The organism is Cloacibacterium normanense (assembly GCF_003860565.1).
Classification (GTDB): domain Bacteria; phylum Bacteroidota; class Bacteroidia; order Flavobacteriales; family Weeksellaceae; genus Cloacibacterium; species Cloacibacterium normanense.
The window spans coordinates 695,983-715,497 of sequence record NZ_CP034157.1; the positions used below are offsets into that span (position 1 = coordinate 695,983).

At 33.3% G+C, this 19,515-nt stretch carries 18 protein-coding genes; 5 read left to right on the forward strand and 13 right to left on the reverse strand.

Features of this window, described 5'->3' with window-relative positions:
- Nucleotides 1-51: 51 nt before the first annotated feature.
- Nucleotides 52-981 carry a diacylglycerol/lipid kinase family protein gene (locus EB819_RS03275; RefSeq protein WP_069796915.1) on the forward strand — a complete coding sequence of 310 codons (930 nt, stop codon included), beginning with the start codon at nucleotides 52-54 and terminating at the stop codon, nucleotides 979-981.
- A 3-nt stretch (nucleotides 982-984) separates the two neighbouring features.
- Here the strand turns inward: EB819_RS03275 and EB819_RS03280 are convergent, their stop codons facing one another.
- The 9 genes from EB819_RS03280 to porQ all read right to left on the reverse strand — a co-directional run bounded on the left by EB819_RS03280 (nucleotide 985) and on the right by porQ (nucleotide 7,948).
- Nucleotides 985-1,842: a mechanosensitive ion channel family protein gene (locus EB819_RS03280; protein ID WP_069796913.1), complete on the reverse strand. Its 858-nt coding sequence runs from the start codon at nucleotides 1,840-1,842 to the stop codon at nucleotides 985-987.
- 1 nt (nucleotide 1,843) lies between these two features.
- Nucleotides 1,844-2,347, reverse strand: a complete 504-nt coding sequence (locus EB819_RS03285) for a hypothetical protein (RefSeq protein WP_069796912.1) — start codon at nucleotides 2,345-2,347, stop codon at nucleotides 1,844-1,846.
- Between the two features lie 11 nt (nucleotides 2,348-2,358).
- Nucleotides 2,359-2,670 (reverse strand): phage holin family protein, encoded by a 312-nt coding sequence (locus tag EB819_RS03290; RefSeq protein ID WP_069796910.1) that lies wholly within the window; start codon nucleotides 2,668-2,670, stop codon nucleotides 2,359-2,361.
- Between the two features lie 82 nt (nucleotides 2,671-2,752).
- Nucleotides 2,753-3,097, reverse strand: a complete 345-nt coding sequence (locus EB819_RS03295) for a YtxH domain-containing protein (protein WP_069796908.1) — start codon at nucleotides 3,095-3,097, stop codon at nucleotides 2,753-2,755.
- 123 nt (nucleotides 3,098-3,220) lie between these two features.
- Entirely contained in the window at nucleotides 3,221-3,895 is a 675-nt protein-coding gene (cmk, locus tag EB819_RS03300; protein ID WP_069796906.1) for a (d)CMP kinase, read from the reverse strand.
- A gap of 724 nt (nucleotides 3,896-4,619) precedes the next feature.
- The gene (locus EB819_RS03305) at nucleotides 4,620-4,919 is read right to left on the reverse strand and encodes a type II toxin-antitoxin system RelE/ParE family toxin (protein WP_069796902.1); all 300 of its coding nucleotides are present in this window, start codon (nucleotides 4,917-4,919) and stop codon (nucleotides 4,620-4,622) included.
- Complete coding sequence (locus EB819_RS03310) at nucleotides 4,912-5,163, reverse strand: type II toxin-antitoxin system ParD family antitoxin (RefSeq protein WP_069796900.1); 252 nt, start codon at nucleotides 5,161-5,163, stop codon at nucleotides 4,912-4,914. The genes EB819_RS03305 and EB819_RS03310 overlap by 8 nt, the downstream gene beginning before the upstream one ends.
- A 213-nt stretch (nucleotides 5,164-5,376) precedes the next feature.
- Nucleotides 5,377-6,816 (reverse strand): DUF4365 domain-containing protein, encoded by a 1,440-nt coding sequence (locus EB819_RS03315; protein ID WP_069796898.1) that lies wholly within the window; start codon nucleotides 6,814-6,816, stop codon nucleotides 5,377-5,379.
- Between the two features lie 133 nt (nucleotides 6,817-6,949).
- A complete protein-coding gene (porQ, locus tag EB819_RS03320; RefSeq protein ID WP_069796896.1) occupies nucleotides 6,950-7,948 on the reverse strand; it encodes a type IX secretion system protein PorQ in 999 nt (332 codons plus the stop codon).
- A gap of 172 nt (nucleotides 7,949-8,120) precedes the next feature.
- On the opposite strand from porQ, the gene pyrH reads away from it, so the two are divergent.
- The 3 genes from pyrH (at nucleotide 8,121) to EB819_RS13000 (ending at nucleotide 10,849) form a co-directional block, all read left to right on the forward strand.
- The gene (gene pyrH / locus EB819_RS03325; protein ID WP_069796895.1) at nucleotides 8,121-8,828 is read left to right on the forward strand and encodes a UMP kinase; all 708 of its coding nucleotides are present in this window, start codon (nucleotides 8,121-8,123) and stop codon (nucleotides 8,826-8,828) included.
- Nucleotides 8,829-8,857: 29 nt separating this feature from the next.
- Nucleotides 8,858-9,412: a ribosome recycling factor gene (frr, locus tag EB819_RS03330; RefSeq protein ID WP_069796893.1), complete on the forward strand. Its 555-nt coding sequence runs from the start codon at nucleotides 8,858-8,860 to the stop codon at nucleotides 9,410-9,412.
- A gap of 82 nt (nucleotides 9,413-9,494) precedes the next feature.
- Nucleotides 9,495-10,849 (forward strand): IS3 family transposase gene (locus tag EB819_RS13000; RefSeq protein WP_394337960.1). Its coding sequence is split into 2 segments (ribosomal slippage): nucleotides 9,495-9,969 and nucleotides 9,969-10,849, totalling 1,356 coding nucleotides; the frame shifts between segments, so codons are not numbered across the junction.
- A gap of 110 nt (nucleotides 10,850-10,959) precedes the next feature.
- Here the strand turns inward: EB819_RS13000 and EB819_RS03345 are convergent.
- From EB819_RS03345 to EB819_RS03360, 4 genes are all read right to left on the reverse strand, one after another.
- Nucleotides 10,960-12,414 carry an LptF/LptG family permease gene (locus EB819_RS03345; RefSeq protein ID WP_069796489.1) on the reverse strand — a complete coding sequence of 485 codons (1,455 nt, stop codon included), beginning with the start codon at nucleotides 12,412-12,414 and terminating at the stop codon, nucleotides 10,960-10,962.
- Nucleotides 12,415-12,484: 70 nt separating this feature from the next.
- Nucleotides 12,485-13,114 carry an outer membrane lipoprotein periplasmic chaperone LolA1 gene (locus tag EB819_RS03350; RefSeq protein WP_069796487.1) on the reverse strand — a complete coding sequence of 210 codons (630 nt, stop codon included), beginning with the start codon at nucleotides 13,112-13,114 and terminating at the stop codon, nucleotides 12,485-12,487.
- A gap of 51 nt (nucleotides 13,115-13,165) precedes the next feature.
- Nucleotides 13,166-13,537, reverse strand: a complete 372-nt coding sequence (locus tag EB819_RS03355; RefSeq protein ID WP_124878658.1) for a hypothetical protein — start codon at nucleotides 13,535-13,537, stop codon at nucleotides 13,166-13,168.
- 40 nt (nucleotides 13,538-13,577) lie between these two features.
- On the reverse strand, nucleotides 13,578-16,001 hold the full coding sequence (locus tag EB819_RS03360) for an FtsK/SpoIIIE family DNA translocase (protein WP_069796483.1): 2,424 nt from the start codon (nucleotides 15,999-16,001) through the stop codon (nucleotides 13,578-13,580).
- Between the two features lie 318 nt (nucleotides 16,002-16,319).
- On the opposite strand from EB819_RS03360, the gene ccsB reads away from it, so the two are divergent.
- Complete coding sequence (gene ccsB, locus EB819_RS03365; RefSeq protein WP_069796481.1) at nucleotides 16,320-19,499, forward strand: c-type cytochrome biogenesis protein CcsB; 3,180 nt, start codon at nucleotides 16,320-16,322, stop codon at nucleotides 19,497-19,499.
- Nucleotides 19,500-19,515: the final 16 nt, after the last annotated feature.

Sequence of the window (19,515 nt, forward strand, 5' to 3'; positions counted from 1 at the left end):
CTTTAAAAGCTAATTTTATGTCAACCTTTACCTCAACCTTTACCTCTTTTAATGCCAAAAATCGCCTTTTTCATCAATCCTACGATTAGGCATTTCAAGAAAATTGAAATCGACATTCAGCATCATTTTCTCAATCAAGACTATCAGTTTTTTATTTCAGAATATTCTGGGCATTTTTTAACCTTGCCAAAAAGAGCGGTGGAAGAAGGTTTTACCCATTTTATAGCAGTAGGTGGAGATGGAACACTGAATGAGATTGTGAATGGCTTAATAGAAGCGTTTCGTACAGAAAATGGCTATGATTGGGAAAGGATTTCTCAGATAAAAATTGGAATTTTACCATCAGGAAGTGGTAACGATTTTATCAAAAATCTAGGTTATACAACCATTGACGAATTGCAATCGCTTATTGCAAAAGATTCCTCTGCGCTTGTAGATGTGGGTTTTGCGGAATTTTTGAACCGAGAAAAACAAAAAGCAGAACGTTTTTTCATCAATGTTTCAGATGTAGGAATTGGGGGAGAAGTAGTCATCAGTAAAGAAAGATTGCCTTTGGTTTTTCCGGGCGATGTGAATTATTTCATCGCCATTATTTCTACTTTTTTAATGTACAAAAAGAAGACCATCAAGGTCACCGCCAAAGATTTTACGTGGCAAGGAAAAGTGCTGAATTATGTAGTAGCCAATGCCAAATATTTTGGGAATGCTATAGGAATTGCGCCTCATGCAGAGATTTCTGATGGCGAATTTGCTATTACCAATGTGGGAGACATCAGCTTGTTAGATTACTTCAAAAATATTGGAACGGCTAAAAAATGCAAAAAAATCAATCATCCACAAGTTTCTTATACTTCGGCTCAGGAAGTTTTCATTGAAAATGCAGATGGTCTAGCTTTAACCATTGATATGGACGGAGAATTCATCGGTTATGCACCGGTAAAATTCACTTGTCTCCAAGAAAAACTGCGTTTTTTGAAGTAAAAATTATTCTTTTACTGTTTTTCGTTCATCATCAGGATTGGGGGAATTTTCCTCGATTTTAATATCTTGTTTTTTGATGTAATGAATAACTTTGAACAAAATTTCAGATTTTAAACTGTTTCCGGGCGCGTTTACATCAGTCGTTTTGAACCAATAAGCACCACGCAATTTTATTTTTTCGCCATCTATTTCCTGTACATAAACACTTGCATGAGGATTTTTCTCTACTTCTTCAAACGAATTGATGATGTACAAAATATCCTTCATCACTTTTTCTAAATCTTCGGAATAATCTACATTAATGAAGAATTCACTTCTCAAAAGTTGGTTGTACGTGAAATTTTCAAGTGGATTTTTAAGAATAATAGAATTGGGAATGAAAACATCTTTTCCGTCAAGAGTTTTAATATTGGTTTCTCTGAGCGACATTTTTTTAACTCTGCCTCTCATGCCTTGTACTTCGATTAAATCGCCTATTCTAAAAGGTCTTCTAAACGCCATAAGAATACCTGCCAAGAAATTTTCGCCAATATCTTTTAAGGCAAAACCTACAATAAAAGTGGTGAGCGCAGTTCCTGCCAGAATTTTATCGGTAATGTTTCCGTAGCCCAAAATCCCCAAACAAACAATAATCAGAAAGATGGTAAGGATAAAAGAAACGATATTCACCAAGAAATCTGTTACGATAGAATCTTTTGATTTTTCGTCTATGAATTTAGTAACAACTTTTGAAAATAGTTTAATGGCGAAAATTCCCGCAATAAAAACCAAAATTGCCAACAAAATTGCAGGCAATTGACCAAGGAAATTTTCCCATGAATGTTGTATTGTACTGCTGAAATCTACAAATTCCTTTTCCATATTATAAAATTTCTTCTAGGCTTTTTAAAACTTCACGTTCTTCGTATTCTTCTAATTTTTCTCTTAAAAATTTTAAAACAAAGGGAGCCAAATAAATAAGCGCAATGCCGATTAATTTTTTCTTCCAACTGGTATGATAGAGGTTTTTCTTCGCAAAATTGGTCACTACGGCTGCCAATCCTATTTTGATGGCATTTTCGGCGATGCTTCCTACAACGTTTTGAGTATTGATACCTATTTTTTCTTCGCCGTATTGGTTAACTTTTGTTTTAATATAATTTTCGGAAACGCCACCTGTTGCAAAACTTAGAATTTCTGCGGGTTTTAGTTTTAATCGGTGTTCTCCGTTTTCGTCTGTCTTATCGACTAAAAATTGGTCGGTGAATCCATGAGTGATGGCACTTAAACTTTCTTTAGGATTTTTAAATGCTGCGATATCTTCTAACTCGGCAATTTCTTTTCTTAAAGTTTCCTTGCGTTTTCTTAAGTCTTCTAAGTTTTTCATGTCATGGAATTTTAATCGTTAAACAGCATTTCTATGGCCTTGTTGGTAATGATTTTTTTAATGTAATTTCTCATTAAAAAGACCAATAAAATGAGCAATAAATAGAATCCTGCAAGAATGAGGAAGCCATAAGCAAAGTTGTGGAGCCAATTTCCTAAGAATAAACCTAAACTCACGTTTAACAAAAAGATAAAGAAAATGGCAAGAACAGAGATAATCATTACAGGTACTGAAACTCCAATAATTTTAAGAGATTTCTCGGTAGCATCTAGCTTTACGAGTTCTATTTTTTTTTCTGCGTAATCTTTGATGAGGTCTATCATGGCAAATTTCTTTGTTTAAAGGTACAAAAAAAGGAACTTTTATGATAAGTTCCTTTATAAAATTTTATAAAAACTTTATAGATTATTTTAAAGCATCTAGCTCTGTTTCTACTTCTTTTACTACTCCCGAAGCTTTATTGGCTGCGGTATGTTTGTATTTTTCGTAGCTATCTTTTACGCTAGAAACTACTTTATCTAAATTTTCTTTTGCCTTGTCAGATAGATTTCCGTATTCCGACTTTACTTTTTCAGATACTTTATCGTATTCGTCTAAAGCTTGATCTTTCAAATCATTCGCTTTAGCTTTTAGTTTTTTTCTGGTTTCTTTACCTTCTTCTGGAGCGTAAAGCATTCCTAGAACTACACCTACTGCAGCACCTGCTAAAAGTCCTGCAATAATTCCTGCTGTATTTTTACCTTTTCCCATTTTGTAATAATTTAGTGTTAATAATTTATTTTCGTTTACCTCTTCATTCTCACAACTTCTATACCAAATATAAGGAAAATTTTCACAAATTTATGTTAAAATTGTATGAATAGATTCTATTTATTATTTCGAAATATGTGATAGAATCAATGCTATGGTTTCTTCTTTGTTCAGTAAAGTATTGTCTATCAAGATGGCGTCATCTGCTTTTTTTAGTGGAGCTACCGCTCTTTCGCTATCGATTTTATCTCTGGTTTTTAGGTTTTCGTAAACTTCTTCTCTAGAAATATCTACGCCAGAATGTTGCAGTTCTAGATGTCTTCTTTTGGCTCTTTCTTCTGGACTGGCGGTGATGAAAAATTTATAATCTGCATTAGGCAAAATAACGGTTCCTATGTCTCTTCCGTCCATAATTACACCACCTTTTTGAGCTAAATTTCGTTGAAAATCAAGTAAAAAAGCTCTCACTTCTGCCTGTTTTGCAACGAGGCTTACATGGTCAGAAACTCTAGGTTCACGAATTTCTTTATCAATGTTTTTGCCATTGAGGAAAAGCTCTAAAACGCCATTATTTAAAATAAATTCCAAATGAATTTGGTCAAATTTTTCAAAGAGTGACTTTATGTCTATTTCTTGGCTGTCATTAAGGCAGTTTTCTAATGCAAAGAAAGTAATTCCGCGATAGAGTGCACCTGTATCTATGTGAATAAGATCTAATTTTTTTGCTATTTTTTTAGAAATAGAACTTTTTCCGGTAGATGAAAATCCGTCAATAGCAATAACTGGTTTTTTGTTCATGCTACAAATTTCGTTAAAGTTTTTTGAATTTGAAAATTACTAAAAGAAAAACCTTTTATCTGGTTTCTGTATTTAGAGAAGAATAAAAGAGTTGGGATTTATGTTTTTGGGAAGTTTTTTTTAATGAGTTGTGGAATGTTTACTTATGTTAGATGTAGTGTTATTTTTTTTGCACATTTTTCATAACAAAATTAATCAATTCATTTTTCTCGATTTCTTTCATTGGTTTTAAGTCAAGGAGATATTCATAAGAGTCTTTTATGTTAAATTGTGAAAGAAAAGGCAATCATCTAAATAGTGAAAACTTTTAATTGCGTTCCAATTTACAGTAGTTTCAGTCAAATCAGTTTTAAAATTTAAAAAATCATCATTAATGCTAATTTTGCTTGATTTTAATTTCTCAATATTTTCAAAATATATTTTTTTCTGACTTCTATATTTAAAATAATGATTTCCAATATAAAAAAGAATTATTATTGAAATTGTTAATAGAACGTAAATTGTATTCTGATTAAATCGTGAAGATTTTTCAAATTCTGGATAGAAAAATAGAAGTTGTTGAAGACAAGTAATAATTATAAGTACTATACAGAAAAACAATAATTGGATATTTGTAAAAGATTTTTTCCATCTTGACTTCCAGTAAACTTTATTTTTCCTAAATATAGATTCAGATGTTTGATTTAATTCTAAGTTCATTCGGCGGTTTTTGTTAGGTGTAATTCTAATCTTTTAATCTATTTTTCAAATCCATTTCAGCTCCCAGAATTCTCTCGATTTCAATTTCTTGAAGGTTCAGAATACGATAGAAAATAATATGTTTATGAGCTAAAAATCCAAATATTTCTGAATCAATTTCTGGGTATTTCTTTCCAATATTCGGGTTTTCAGAAATCATCTCACAATAATGAATGATTTCGTTGTAATATTGGTCAGCTTGATTTTCAGACCAAAATTCAAAAGTATATTCATAAATTTTAGAAAGATCTTCTACTGCCTTATTCGTAAAGAAATATTTAGCCATTATTTTTCATTTTGGCTTTAAGTGATTCTAAATGAGTTTTAGGATTAAAATCTTTTGCAATTCCGCTTTCAATTCCTTCACGAATTGCATCTTTAAGAATTTGAACTTTATGTTCTTCTTCTTCTAATAATCTTAATCCAGCACGAATGACTTCGCTTGCGTTTTTATATCTTCCTTGAGCAACTTTTGAGTCAACAAATTCCTCAAAATAATTTCCCAAAGAAACAGAGGTGTTACGTCCCATTTTTCTTAATTTTTAAATTAATTAATTCAAAATTACCAAAAATTGGTAATATTTACAAATTTAACTCAGCAAATTTCTATTCGCATTTCAAAGTTTTGGTTATGAAAAAACAAACCTCGCTTAAAAATACTTAAACGAAGTTAAAATTTTATGTTTTAGAAAATTATTTTTTGAAAAATGGGAATGGTGGAATAGTTATGGCCGTTCCGCGCTTTAAATAACAGATGATCTAATGTGAAAAATTGGAGCATTACAATCTTCATCATCAAGGCTAATACTTTCCCATTCTTTCCCGGCGTCAAATTCTAATTCACAATATTCTAAATAACAAACATGAGCATTGAATATTTTCATCATTGAAATAACAGCAATTGGATATAAGACCATTTCGTCAAAATCATAGGCTAATTCAATTATACTTTCAGATTCATCATATAGATTAATAAATGTCTTAAACATTCTCCAAGATTTATCTTTACTTTCATCTAAATGATTGGTTCTTCCAATTTCTTCTTTAATTCTTTTATATAAAGATCTCCAATATTCTTCTAATTCGTTTTGCATTACTGGAATGAATTTAGATTTCTTTATACCAGCATCTACATAAATTTCAGACCAAATATACTCATCTGTTTCTGTATATATTTCATTATAACTATTATTTTCAATATAGTATTTTAAATACTCAGTTAGACTTTGATAACAACTTATCTCAAAGGCTCCCTCTTTAGTTTTAATGTATATAATATGATCTAATGCTTGTGCTTCATATTGTTTTCTTGAAAGGTTGCTATGTAATTCAAATGCTTTTAAAAAGGCCGAATAATTAGGGACATCATTACCGCTATTTCTATAGTCAAAGATAAATTCTTGAACGTTTTCAATATTATTATTAACGATAGACTTGACTTCTGTAACTAACTTATCAAAAGACCTAGCACTTTTGTTCATTTTTTCAAACCGGGAATGAATATATCTTTTAAATTCAAGTAGTGAATAATAATATTGGGATTCCCAGTTCAAGAATGATTCTTCTTCATCCCATTCATTTTTTTTTGGTTTATAAAATAAATTGAGTTCTATAGTATTCTTTCCATAACAAATGTTTATATGAATTGAGTCTGCTTTTTCGTGAGATTTACTATAATTTATTGTTAGTTCATCGTGACTTTTTTTTAAAGAAGGTAAATTAGTAATATTTAGTCGCTCATTATTTTGAAAATTGAATAATGTATTTGCTATTATTCCTTTTGATTCTTCATTCAAAATATTTTCAAGAGGAATATCTAGCTTCCAATTTTTAGTAGTTTTTGTAATGAACTTATTATTGTATTCCTGCCAGTAAATTTTATCTGAGCTACTTTCTTGAAGTATTATAAGTAATGGATAATTTTCAATAATAGCGTTCCAGTAATGATAGTGTCTTTCTGAAAAATAAAATGTCAAGAAGTTTCTCTTCCGTTGGAAATTGCTTTCTCCACCTTTGATTTGTAATCCGAAAATATTTACTTTACCATTTTCGTCCATTGGTGTTTCTACAATTGCATCAACTCCTAAATCAACTACGGGTTGTTCTCGAAAAATCCAACCAAATTCGGTGAAAAATTTCGCTGTATCGTATATGGCTTTTCTTTCGGTTCTAAAATGATTCAACTGTAAAATTTATTGTTTAAGTAAGCGATAATTTTTTAATAAATTTCAAATAACAGTTCGGCAAATTTGCGAACTTACTTAATCCAAATATACAAAAGTTTCCTTTCTATTCGTTTTCTAAAATCTAAAATAATCAACGTCTATTCCCAGAAAGTTCTACCAAATCCAGCATTAAGCCAATTTGGTTCACATTGTCGGCGTTGTGATAACGAACATGGGAATAATCAAACTTAAAAGAAGAGATTTTGATTCCAAAACCAAAACTCAATCCAGAGAAATTTCTTTGGTCCAGAACCGCAAGTTCGTTTCCGCGTTTTACATTATAACCCATTCTAATGTTGAAGGCTTGTTCAGGAAACAATTCGATTCCGCCAGAAAGATGGTCCATCAATTTTCTACCAAAACCAACTTCTTTTCCATTAATATCATACGATTGAGAAATATTGAATTGTTGCAAATCATGATAAGTAATGGTGTAAGCCAAAGGAAATTCTGGCAAAATTCTGGTGTAACCGATATCTGCTCGGAAAGGCAATTGTTCTTTGATTCCGTTGTAAGATTTGATTTGATAACCAAAATTTCTGAAAACCAAAGCTACCGTTTCTTTGGATTGTTCGTTGTGATAAGTCACTCCAGCATTGGCAGAAATGGCAGAAGAAGTATAATTGTCGATTTTAGAAGTCAGGTAATTCACATTGGCACCAATCGTGAAATCATCATCAAACTGATAGGCATAACCTACGCCAAGTGAAGCATCCATTGCAGAAAATTCGCCATTTACATTCCCGAATTCATCAGTTCTGGGGGTTTTTCCGAAGTCCAAAACTCTAGCATTGACGGAAATGAAATGTCCTGCCGTTAAATCTTTCACGTAATTAATGCTTCCTAAATGAGAACCCGCAATGTAAGAACCGTAATTAATCCCGATTCTATTGTCCATGTCTAGATTCATCAAAGCAGGATTGATGGCTGCAAAATTCACGTCATAATCACGTACAGAAACCGCATCACCACCTAAAACAGCTTGTCTGGCAGAAACGGGAACATTGAGAAAAGGATAAACCTTGGTTCCAGTTTGTGCAGAAGCCCATAATGCGAATAAACAGAAAGATGTGGTAAATAGTTTCTTCAAAATTTCAATTATAACTTTGCAAAAATAATTTATTTTACACTTTAACAAAAATTAAATGTGAAAACATAATTCTATTAACGAAATTCTTTACGATTCATTATATTTGCAGTAAATTTATTTTTTGCCTCAAATCTATACTTTTTGAGACACCATTTTTGATAAAAATATAACAATGAAATACAAAAGAGTTCTTTTAAAATTAAGCGGAGAAGCTTTAATGGGTAGCAGACAATACGGAATTGATAACGATCGATTGGTAGAATATGCTAAAGAAATTAAAAAAGTAGTAGATGCAGGCGTAGAATTAGCAATTGTAATAGGAGGAGGAAATATTTTCCGTGGAGTAGCAGGAGCAGCCAAAGGTATGGATAGAGTGCAAGGTGATTATATGGGAATGTTGGCTACCGTAATCAATGGGATGGCGTTACAAGGCGCATTAGAAGATCAAGGCATTAAAACCAGATTGCAATCTGCCATCGAAATGGACAAAGTAGCAGAGCCTTTCATCAAAAGAAGAGCAGTAAGACACTTGGAAAAAGGAAGAGTGGTGATTTTCGGAGCGGGAACAGGTAACCCGTATTTTACGACAGATACTGCTGCTACATTGAGAGCAATAGAAATAGGTGCAGATGTAATTCTGAAAGGAACGAGAGTAGATGGAATCTATGATTCTGACCCAGAAAAAAATGCTGATGCAGTAAAATTCAATTCGCTTTCTTACGACGAAGTTTTTGAGAAAGATTTAAAAGTAATGGACATGACTGCATTTACCCTAAGTAAAGAAAATAATTTACCCATCATTGTTTTTGACATGAATAAAGACGGGAATTTATTAAAAGTAGTCTTAGGCGAAGAAGTAGGAACTCTTGTGAATATATAATGTGTAACTTATCAAATTTTCAATATACAATGGAAGAATTAAACATGATTATGGATATGGTAAAGCAAGAAATGGATGCTGCAATTAAGCACCTTGATCACGCTTTCCAAAAAATTAGAGCAGGTAGAGCTTCTACGTCTATGGTTCAAGATGTTGTGGTAGAATATTACGGAGCAATGTCGCCTATCAATCAAGTTGCGAATGTATCTGTTCCAGATGCGATGACGATTTCTATTCAACCATGGGATAGATCAGCGATTAACGCCATTGAAAAAGCGATTATCAATTCTAACCTTGGTTTTGCGCCTTCTAACAATGGAGATACAATTATTCTAAACGTTCCGCCATTAACTGAAGAAAGACGTAGAGATTTGGCAAAACAAGCGAAAGCGGAAACCGAGCAGACCAAAGTAACCATCAGAAATGCTAGACAAGATGGTATGAAAGAACTTAAAAAATTAGATGGCGTTTCTGAAGACATCATCAAAGATACAGAAGCTAAAATCCAAGAACTGACAGACAAGTATGTGAAATTAGCAGACGAACATCTTAAAGCAAAAGAAACAGATATTTTCAAAATCTAATGCTATAAACATAAGCAAAACAAAAAACTCCAGAATTTTGGACTGCCCCCAAAAAGTTAGACACTTTTTAGGGGTATTTTTTATGGGAAAAAGTAAATATTCAGTAGACTTTAAATTAAAAGCTATAAAGAGATATCACAAAGGGGACATTGGAACAGACGATTTAGGAAAACGCATTGGAGTTTGTGGTTCCTTGGTTCGTAAATGGATAAAATTTTATGAACTTTATGGAGTTTCAGGACTTGTTCGGCTTTCCAATACGCATTACACAAAAGATTTTAAATTAAAGATTTTATCAGTAATTGAGAAAGAGAATTTAAGTTTAAAAGAAGCGTCGAGAAGGTTTAATATTCCTGCGGAGTCCAGTATTCTTAGTTGGCAGCGTAATTACAAAAAAAATGGTATTTTAGGTTTAGAAAACAGACCCAGAGGAAGACCTAAAACCATGAGTAATTACAAGCGAAAAAAAAAGAAAACAGGCAAACCCTTAACAAGGGAGGAAAAACTGTTGGAGAGGATTTATTATTTAGAAGCCGAGAACGCCATTTTAAAAAAGTTAGACGCCTTAATTCAGGAAAGGAAAAATCCAAAGCCATCGAAGAGTTAAGGCAGGACTTTGATTTAGCAGTACTGCTGCATTGTACATCGATGGCAAGAAGCAGTTTTTATTACTATCAAAAACGCTTTCAAATGAAAGATAAATATGCGGAAATAAAAGAAATGATTAATCAGATTTATCATCGTCACAAAGGAAGGTTGGGCTATAGAAGAATTACTTTGCTTTTGAAAGAAAAAGGAATTTTGATTAATCACAAAACTGTTTTACGACTTATGAAAACATTAGGATTAAAGAGTATTATCCGAGTGAAGAAATATAAATCTTACAAGGGAGAGCAAGGGAAAATTGCGCCCAATGTTCTACAGAGGAATTTCAAATCGGACACTCCTAATCAGAAATGGGCAACCGATGTTACAGAGTTTAATGTATCGGGTAATAAACTTTACCTATCTCCAATCATCGATTTATTTAATGGTGAAATTGTCAGTTTTGACTTATCTGAAAGACCTGTGTTTAGCCAAATCATCAGAATGCTAAAGAAATCATTCAGAAAAGTAAAATCTACACAAAACATCATTCTACATTCTGATCAAGGTTGGCAATATCAAATGAAACATTACCAAAACTTGTTAAAAGAAAAAGGTATTATTCAAAGTATGTCCCGAAAAGGAAACTGTTTGGACAATGCGGTGATAGAAAACTTTTTTGGAACGATAAAATCAGAAATGTTTTATACCAGAAAGTTTGGTTCCATTCAGGAACTTAAGATCGAAATAGTGAAGTACATTCACTATTACAACAATGATAGAATAAGACTCAATCTCAAAGGAAAGAGTCCGGTACAGTACCGAACTCTTTCCTTTGAGAATATTGTTTAATTTTGTCTAAACTTTTGGGTGCAGTCTATTTTCTGGAGTTTTTTTATTATAAAATCTTGAATCTCATATCTAGAATCTCATATCTAGAATCTCACATCTAGAATCTAGACCTATTGATACCTTTCATGCTCTCTTTCTTTCACAAACTTGCTCCAAAGAGGCTTGGTCAGTGCTTTGTATTTTTCTACATCGAAAACTTGAGAATCGGTAAGCGCTTTATACGTGAGCCAAACGCCAAAAGGAAATAAAACCAAATTAGAAAGCCAAGCTCCGAAATAAGGATTGAGTTTTCCTTTCCATGTAATATTTTCTACGGTCAAATTCATCACATAGAAGACAATAAAAATGATAATTGCAATCACCACAGGTAAACCTACACCTCCTTTTCTGATAATAGAACCCAAACTTGCGCCAATCATAAAGAAAATAAGACACGTCACGGAATAAGCAATAATCCCTTGCTGATACATGATAATCTTATTGTAATATTTTACAATATCTAAGATTTGGGTGTCCTTATTCTTTTTTTCGTTTTGTAGAAAAGAAATTTTAGTATAGGCTTGATAGAGAACTTCTAGTTTTTTATCTTCTTTTAATTTTTCTATCGCAAAAGGTTCTGTTGGTTTGGCAGGATTTTTAATTTTGTCGATGTAAGTCACATAATTATTGGTTTGTCCTACCATTTCAGAGTTAATGGAATTAAAACTAAAATCGTTTTCTTTCTTAACTTTTACAATCGTTTTATTAATCTCTTTATAATTTTGAAAACGGTAATCGTCTGTAATTTTTTCGTCTTCTATGGCTTTGTTGATGACATCACTCACATCAAAATGCTGAACCAGAGAATCAAATTTTACCGATTGACCAGGCTGTTTCAGTCGTTCTAAATAATTTTTATCTTGAATATTATCTTCGAAAATATAGCCATCATATAAAACCAATTTCAAATAATTTCTATTCGCAGCAGGTGTAAATTCACCTTTTTTAGCAATGATAGTTCTTTGGTCTTCATAAGCATTGGCCACTTTGTGCACAAAAACGCCTTCTAAATGTTCGCCGTTTTCCCCATAAATTTTGTCAAATTTTACTGTTGCTCCAGGCAATGAGTTGATGAATTGTCCCGCGGTAAAGTTGATGGCGGGTTTTGTAGCGGCAATATTGTACATCATGTTTTTGGCCTTCCTCTGAAAATCTGGAATCACATTATTCGAAAACACAAAAAGCATGATAGAAAGTAAAGAAACGATGGCAAATAAAGGCATCATAATTCTGGTGAGGGAAATTCCCGCAGATTTCATGGCGGCGAGTTCATAGCGTTCCCCGAAATCTCCAAAAGTCATAATGGAAGCCAAAAGAATCGTGAGTGGTAATACCATTTTGACAACGTTTACACTCAGATAAAACAAGAATTTTACAATTTCCCAATTGCTTAAGCCTTTTCCTGTAAACTGCGAAAGCTGAATCCATACAATATTCACCATAAAGATGAAAAACAGCACGCTGAAAATAAATAGAAACGGCCCGAAAAAGGTTTTTATAATATATTGATCGAGTTTCTTTAACATTTGCCAAAATTATGAAAAAGTCACAAAAGGAATGGCTTTTGTGACTTTAATTTAACTTATTTTTTGAAAATTATAATTCTGTAATGAGGTAATTCTTGTACTTGTTTTTATCAAAGCTAAAAGTAGAAGCACTTAAACTTTGGTTTTCTTTGTATTGATTTACGGTAATCACGGCTAAATCATTGCCTGATGAAGTCTGTATAATTTTAGCAATCTGCTTTTTAGGCGTATTGATGTACAAAACCACACTTTTTACTCCATTATCTTTTACAGGAACCATTTTGATGAGGTCTAGGCCGCCACTTTTTCCTGCATAAGTTACGGTGTAGCCTGTTTTGTATTCATCAAGATAATTGATAGGGGAAAGCGCTTTTTCTGAACCATTCGGTTGAGCAATTGTCACTTCTTGGTCTTCTTTAGAAATGTTGTACACTTTTTTTCCGTCAAAAATCTGCTCATTTCCCATAATATTGAGTTTATATTGAGAAGGAGTAGAGTAGAAGATTCCCGTTTCGGTTTTGCTCACTTTTCCAGTTCCCGTTCCGTAAGAAAACTTGAAGTACGTATTTTTCTTGGCTTTATAATTTTTAGAAACGGTTTCTAAAATAGTTTTGGCTTTAGCATCTACTTTTTGCGCAAATGAAAAGGTAAAACTTCCAACCAAAGCACTTGCTAATATAATCTTGTTAAAATATTTCATGTTTTTATTTTTAATGATTCTTGGTGTAGATTTCAAAAAGCGAGCCAAGTATTAGTATGGTTTTGATAAATTATCAATTTTAATACTTTTTAATTTTTTATAGGAAATTTTAAGAAAATCTTCGATATTATTTTCGATAACTTCAAAATTTTTTTCTTCTACTAAATAATCAATCCACTGTATTCTATCTTCAATATGATTGTAAGTCCACGCAACTAATGTCAAATTCCATTTTTTAGAATTTATACCATCTATTTCAAAATTTGGTTGAATTAAAATTGCTTTGTTTATGCCGTTTTCAATCCAATCAATTCTTCTTTCTTCAAAATAATTTTGAGGAAAAGGTCTGTCAATTGTTAATTGTGCAAAAATGTTTTTTGCGAAAATTTTTAAAGTTTTATCTATGTTTACAAAAATACTCATAATATAACATCCAGCATCCATCATCCCACTTCCAGCAAAATTACTTCCTCAATTCCTCCAAGAAACTTTCCAGAGAATTTAAATCAGAAATCATGACTTCTCTTGCTTTTGCACCGTTAAAACCTCCTACAATTCCTGCAGCTTCTAATTGATCCATAATTCTACCAGCTCTGTTATAGCCCAATTTTAATTGTCTCTGAAGCATAGAAGTAGAACCTTGTTGTGTAGAAACAATAATTCTCGCCGCTTCTTCGAAGAGTTGGTCTTTTTCATTCGGGTCAAAACTTCCCACTGTAGAAGTGGTTTCTTCCCCTGAATATTCCGGCAACATAAATGCAGAGGCGTAACCTTTTTGTTCGCCAATGTATTCTGCAATTTTTTCCACTTCTGGAGTATCTACAAATGCACATTGCAATCTCAATAAGTCATTTCCGTTAAAATACAACATGTCACCTTTTCCTATCAATTGTTCTGCACCTGTAGAATCTAAAATCGTTCTGGAATCTACAGAAGAAATAACTCTAAAGGCTGCTCTCGCTGGGAAATTGGCTTTAATCATCCCTGTAATCACGTTTACAGACGGTCTTTGCGTCGCTACAATCAAGTGAATTCCTACTGCTCTTGCCAATTGAGCTAATCTGGCAATTGGGAGTTCTACTTCTTTTCCTGCCGTCATGATAAGATCTGCAAATTCGTCTACCACAAGAACGATGTAAGGCATGTAACGGTGACCGTTTTCAGGATTCAATTTGCGCTCCGTGAATTTCTTATTGTATTCCTTAATATTTTTACAAAAAGCATTTTTCAGCAAATCATAACGCGTATCCATCTCTATACAAAGAGAATTCAACGTGTTAATCACTTTATGCGTATCCGTAATAATAGCGTCTTCACCATCTGGAAGTTTTGCCAAGTAATGTCTTTCAATTTTAGAATACAATGAAAGTTCTACTTTTTTAGGGTCTACCATCACAAATTTCAATTCTGATGGATGCTTTTTGTAAAGTAGGGAAGTAAGAATGGCGTTAATCCCAACAGATTTTCCCTGTCCAGTTGCTCCCGCCATCAATAAGTGAGGCATTTTGGCTAAATCTGCCACGAAAACTTCGTTAGAAATCGTTTTCCCGAAAACTACTGGCAAATCCATATCTGCATTTTGGAATTTCGGCGAAGAAATAACACTTCGCATAGAAACCATCGAAGGATTTTTACGCGGAACTTCTATTCCTATCGTTCCTTTTCCTGGCATCGGTGCGATAATTCTGATGCCAAGAGCAGATAAATTCAAGGCGATGTCATCTTGTAATTTTTTGATGGCAGCTACTCTGATTCCCGCTTCTGGAACGATTTCGTAAAGCGTAACCGTTGGACCGATGGTTGCTTTAATTTCTGCGATGCCTACGTTGAAGTTTTTCAGTAAGCCAACGATTTTATTTTTATTTTCTTCGAGTTCGTCTTTATTGATGGCGATTTCTTCGTTGCCATATTCTCTTAAAAGTTCAATTTTTGGCATTTGGAAATTCGCCAAATCCAATTTATGGTCATACAAACCGTGTTTGTCTACCAAATCCTTAGCTTTTCTTTCAGAATCGTCTAAATCTTCCTTCACTTCTTCAATGCTGAAAGCAATATTGTCTGCAGGCTTTTCTTCTTTTTGAAAACTAAAACCTGTAGGTTCTAAATCTTTTTTAACTGGAATATTGATGGGACTTTCAGCTACAACTGGCGGCGCTTCAAAACCTGTCTGGTTAGGCGTTTTAATGGTTTCAAAAGTTTCTGCTTTTGGAGCTTCAACTTCCGAAGTGACTTTTAGATTTTCAAAATGAGGTTCTTCTTTCAGTTCTTTGTCTGCTTCGAAATCTTCATCTGCATCATAATCTGGGGCAAATTTATCTTTAATAGAATCGATTTGATTTTTAATAGAACTCGGTCTTAGATTAAATTCTAAAACAAAATAAAGGATAATAGCCGCTAAAAGCGTCATCCACAATCCGAAATCACCAATAATAGAAGCCAAATATTCTTGAATTTCATTCCCGAAAACACCACTTAATGTTCCGTTTCCTTTGGTGATGGCGCCCATAAGAATAGGGAGCCAACAAAGGAAAAAGAGAGAGTGGGAAAGGGTTTTCCAGATTTTAAAATAGTTTTTCTTCAAGATTTGGAAACCTAAAACCATCATCAAAAAAGCCACAATGAAAGCAGCAATCCCGATACTGTCGAAAATAAAAATATTCCCGAGCCAATCTCCCACTTTTCCAAAAATATTAGAAGATTTAATGCTTTTATCCAACATTGCACCGGTCTGACTTTGGTTAGCCTTCCAGTTCAGTAAATAAGATGCAAAAGATAGTGCAAACACTACCGATAAAAACAAAAATAAAAGTCCGAAAAAAATTCTGGGTTTAGAGAGCGTCTTGCTTTCTTCTACCTCTTGTCTATTGTTAGATGCTAATTTTGCCATAATGTGATAACACGCAAAGGTAATATTTTATATGAAAAATGAAAACATTTGAAATCGTTTTTAATTCTAAAAATAGTAACTTTTTAGCTAGAAATAGCATTTAATTTTCTGATATTGAGGTCTTCAAATAGAAAATGAGGATTCGTCTTTTAAGAGATTGAATTTTTATACAGAGAAATCAAATGGTTCAATGCATCAAAGAAGTAAAAAAAGCAAAAATTTTATAAAAATTTTAACACTGTTATAGATAAAATCCAACTATCAAAATTCGCTAATTCAATTTATAGAATGTATTTTTGTGCAGTTTAAAAATCTATAATGAAAAAACTGATTAATATTCTGATTTCTACGAGAACAATGGCTGTTTTATTGTTCGTTTATGCTTTTGCAATGGCTTATGCCACTTTTGTAGAAAACGATTACGGAACACCCACTGCCAAAGCTTTAATCTATGAAGCAAAATGGTTCGAAGTAGTAATGATTTTACTTATCCTCAACTTTATTGGTAATATTAATAGATACAGACTTTGGAAAAGAGAAAAATGGCCGTTATTGGTGTTTCACTTGGCTTTTATCTTTATTTTTATTGGGGGTGCAATTACCCGTTACATCAGTTACGAAGGGCAAATGCACATCAGAGAAGGAGAAACTTCTAATGAAATTATTACTGATAAAAATTTCTTTAAAATTCAAATCGAAAGAGGAGGCGACCGTCTAAGCTATGCTGAAATTCCATACATGATGGCTTCTCAAGAACCACTCATTGCGAAAATTATTCCACACAGATTTAAGGCAAAGTATGATTTTAATGGGGAACTTGTTCAGGTAGAACAATTAGAATATATTCAGAGAAAAAAAGACAGTTTAGTTGTTAGCGATTCAGGAAAAGAATATCTTCATTTGGTTTCAACCAATGATAATGGAAGAGAAGATATTTATTTAGGTTCTGGTGATGTAAAAAGCATCAATGGATTCCTAGTTTCTTTCAACAAAGGAATAGAAGGTGCAGTAGAATTCAAACAGGAAAACGGAAACCTATTCATCAAAACACCTGTAGAAGCCAATTATATGACCATGGCAACTCAAGCGACTGGTGTGACCAAGAAAGATGAGTTTCAACCATTGGCTTTGAGAAGTCTTTATACCATCGAAAATTTAAAATTGGTAGTTCCAGAACCTTTGAAAAAAGGAAACCTAATTGCCTATTCTGGAGATAAAAAAAGAGACCAAAATGTTCCTGATATGTTAAAAGTTTTGGTAAAAGGTCCTAAAACAGAACAAACCATCGATTTGTCAGTAGAAAAGGGAAATCCCAACGCCTTTAAACAAATGACAATTGACGGATTAAACATCATTCTTGGGTTCGGACCGAAAGTGTATCAAACTCCATTTGCTTTGAAATTAGATGATTTTGTGATGGAAACTTACCCAGGAAGTGATTCTCCATCTGCGTATGAATCTCACGTTCAAATTGTAGACGAAGGCAAACAAACGCCTTATAAAATTTATATGAACCACGTTTTAAACCACAAAGGATACAGATTCTTCCAAGCGAGTTTTGATCCAGACAGACAAGGAACTGTACTGTCGGTAAACCACGATTTTTGGGGAACTTTGGTAACATATATTGGCTACGCATTCTTGTTTTTAGGATTATTTGTAGCACTTTTCTGGAAAGGAACACACTTTTGGAAACTGAACCAATCTCTAAAAGACATGGCGAAAAAGAAAGTAGCGATTTTCCTTTTATTGTTCTCAATGGTGGGGTTAAATGCTCAAGAGCATCAACATAAAGAAGGAGATGTACATGCTGAAGCTGCGCCAACTGCTCAACCGCAAAGTGTGCCTCAACAAATGGTTCATGCTGAAATTTCTAAAGAGCATGCTGATAAATTCGGGTATCTTCTCGTACAAGGTTTTGACGGAAGAATAGAACCGATGAATACTCAAGCATTAGATGTTTTGAGAAAATTAGCCAAAAAAGAAAAATGGGGAGAATTGAACGCGAACCAGTGGTTTTTGTCGATTAACATCAATCCGATGGCTTGGATGAATGATAAAATCATCAAAATAGGAACAAAAGGTGGCGAAGAATTAAAGAAAAAAACCAAAGCCAACGAAGATGGCTATACTTCTATGATGAATCTTTTCGTAACCGATGCGATGGGAATGCCGAAGTTCATTTTAGAAGAAGATTTCAATACGGCTTTTAGAAAAAAACCTGCGGAACAAAGCAATTATGATAAAGAAGTGATTTCTGTAAACGAAAGAGTACAAGTTTTCTACGGATTGCTTTCTGGACAATATTTTAGAGTTGTTCCTATTCAAAACGACCCTAATCATACGTGGAACTCTTGGCTAGATGCAGAGCAAAAAGCAGATCCACAAGCACAAAACGTGATTGCACCTTATTTCATCAGCGTAGTAGATGCTTCTAGAAATGGAGATTGGACAAAAGCAGACGAAGCGCTAACCAAAATTCAAGAATATCAAAAAACTTGGGGTAAAAATGTACTTCCTGATGAGAGCAAAGTGAGTCTTGAAGTTTTTATGAACAAAGCTAATCTAAACTTTTGGTTATTGATTTTCTATACCATGATTGGTGGTTTATTAATCGTTTTAGGATTTATAGAACTTTTCAAACCGAATAAAATATTACACAAAGTAATCAAATCTATCATTTACATCGGAGTAGTAGGGTATTTCCTTCACTTCTTAGGATTAATTGGTAGATGGTACATTTCTGGTCACGCTCCTTGGAGTAATGGTTACGAAGCCATTGTATTTATTTCTTGGGTGGGAATTTCAGCAGGTTTAATGCTGTATAGAAATGCGAATGCACTCATTCCAGCTGCAGGATTTATGGTGGCGGTAATCATGATGGGATTTGCGCATGGAGGTTCTCAATTAGACCCTCAAATCACACCATTAGTACCAGTATTGAAATCATATTGGTTAATTATTCACGTTGCGATTATTACCAGCAGTTATGGTTTCTTCGCTTTGTCGATGATTATTGCAGTGATTTCATTGTTTTTCTATATTATTTCAAGTAAAAATACATTTGATAAACACGATCATTCTACAATAAAAGAATTAACCATCGTTTCAGAAATGTCCCTAACCATTGGATTATTTGCATTAACTGTTGGGAATTTCTTAGGGGGAATTTGGGCAAATGAATCTTGGGGTAGATATTGGAGCTGGGATCCGAAAGAAACTTGGGCATTCATCTCTATCATTGTGTACGCATTTGTATTGCACATGAGATTGGTTCCAGGTTTGAGAGGGAAATATGCCTTCCACTTAATGACCATGTTCGCATTCTGCAGTATGGTAATGACCTATTTTGGAGTGAATTATTACCTTTCTGGATTGCATTCTTATGCAGCAGGAGATCCTATTCCTGTTCCAGCTTGGGTGTACATCAGTATTGGAGTAATGACGGCATTAGGATTAGGTGCTTATTACAAGTACAAAAAATTGACTGCAAAGTAATATAAAATTCAAACCT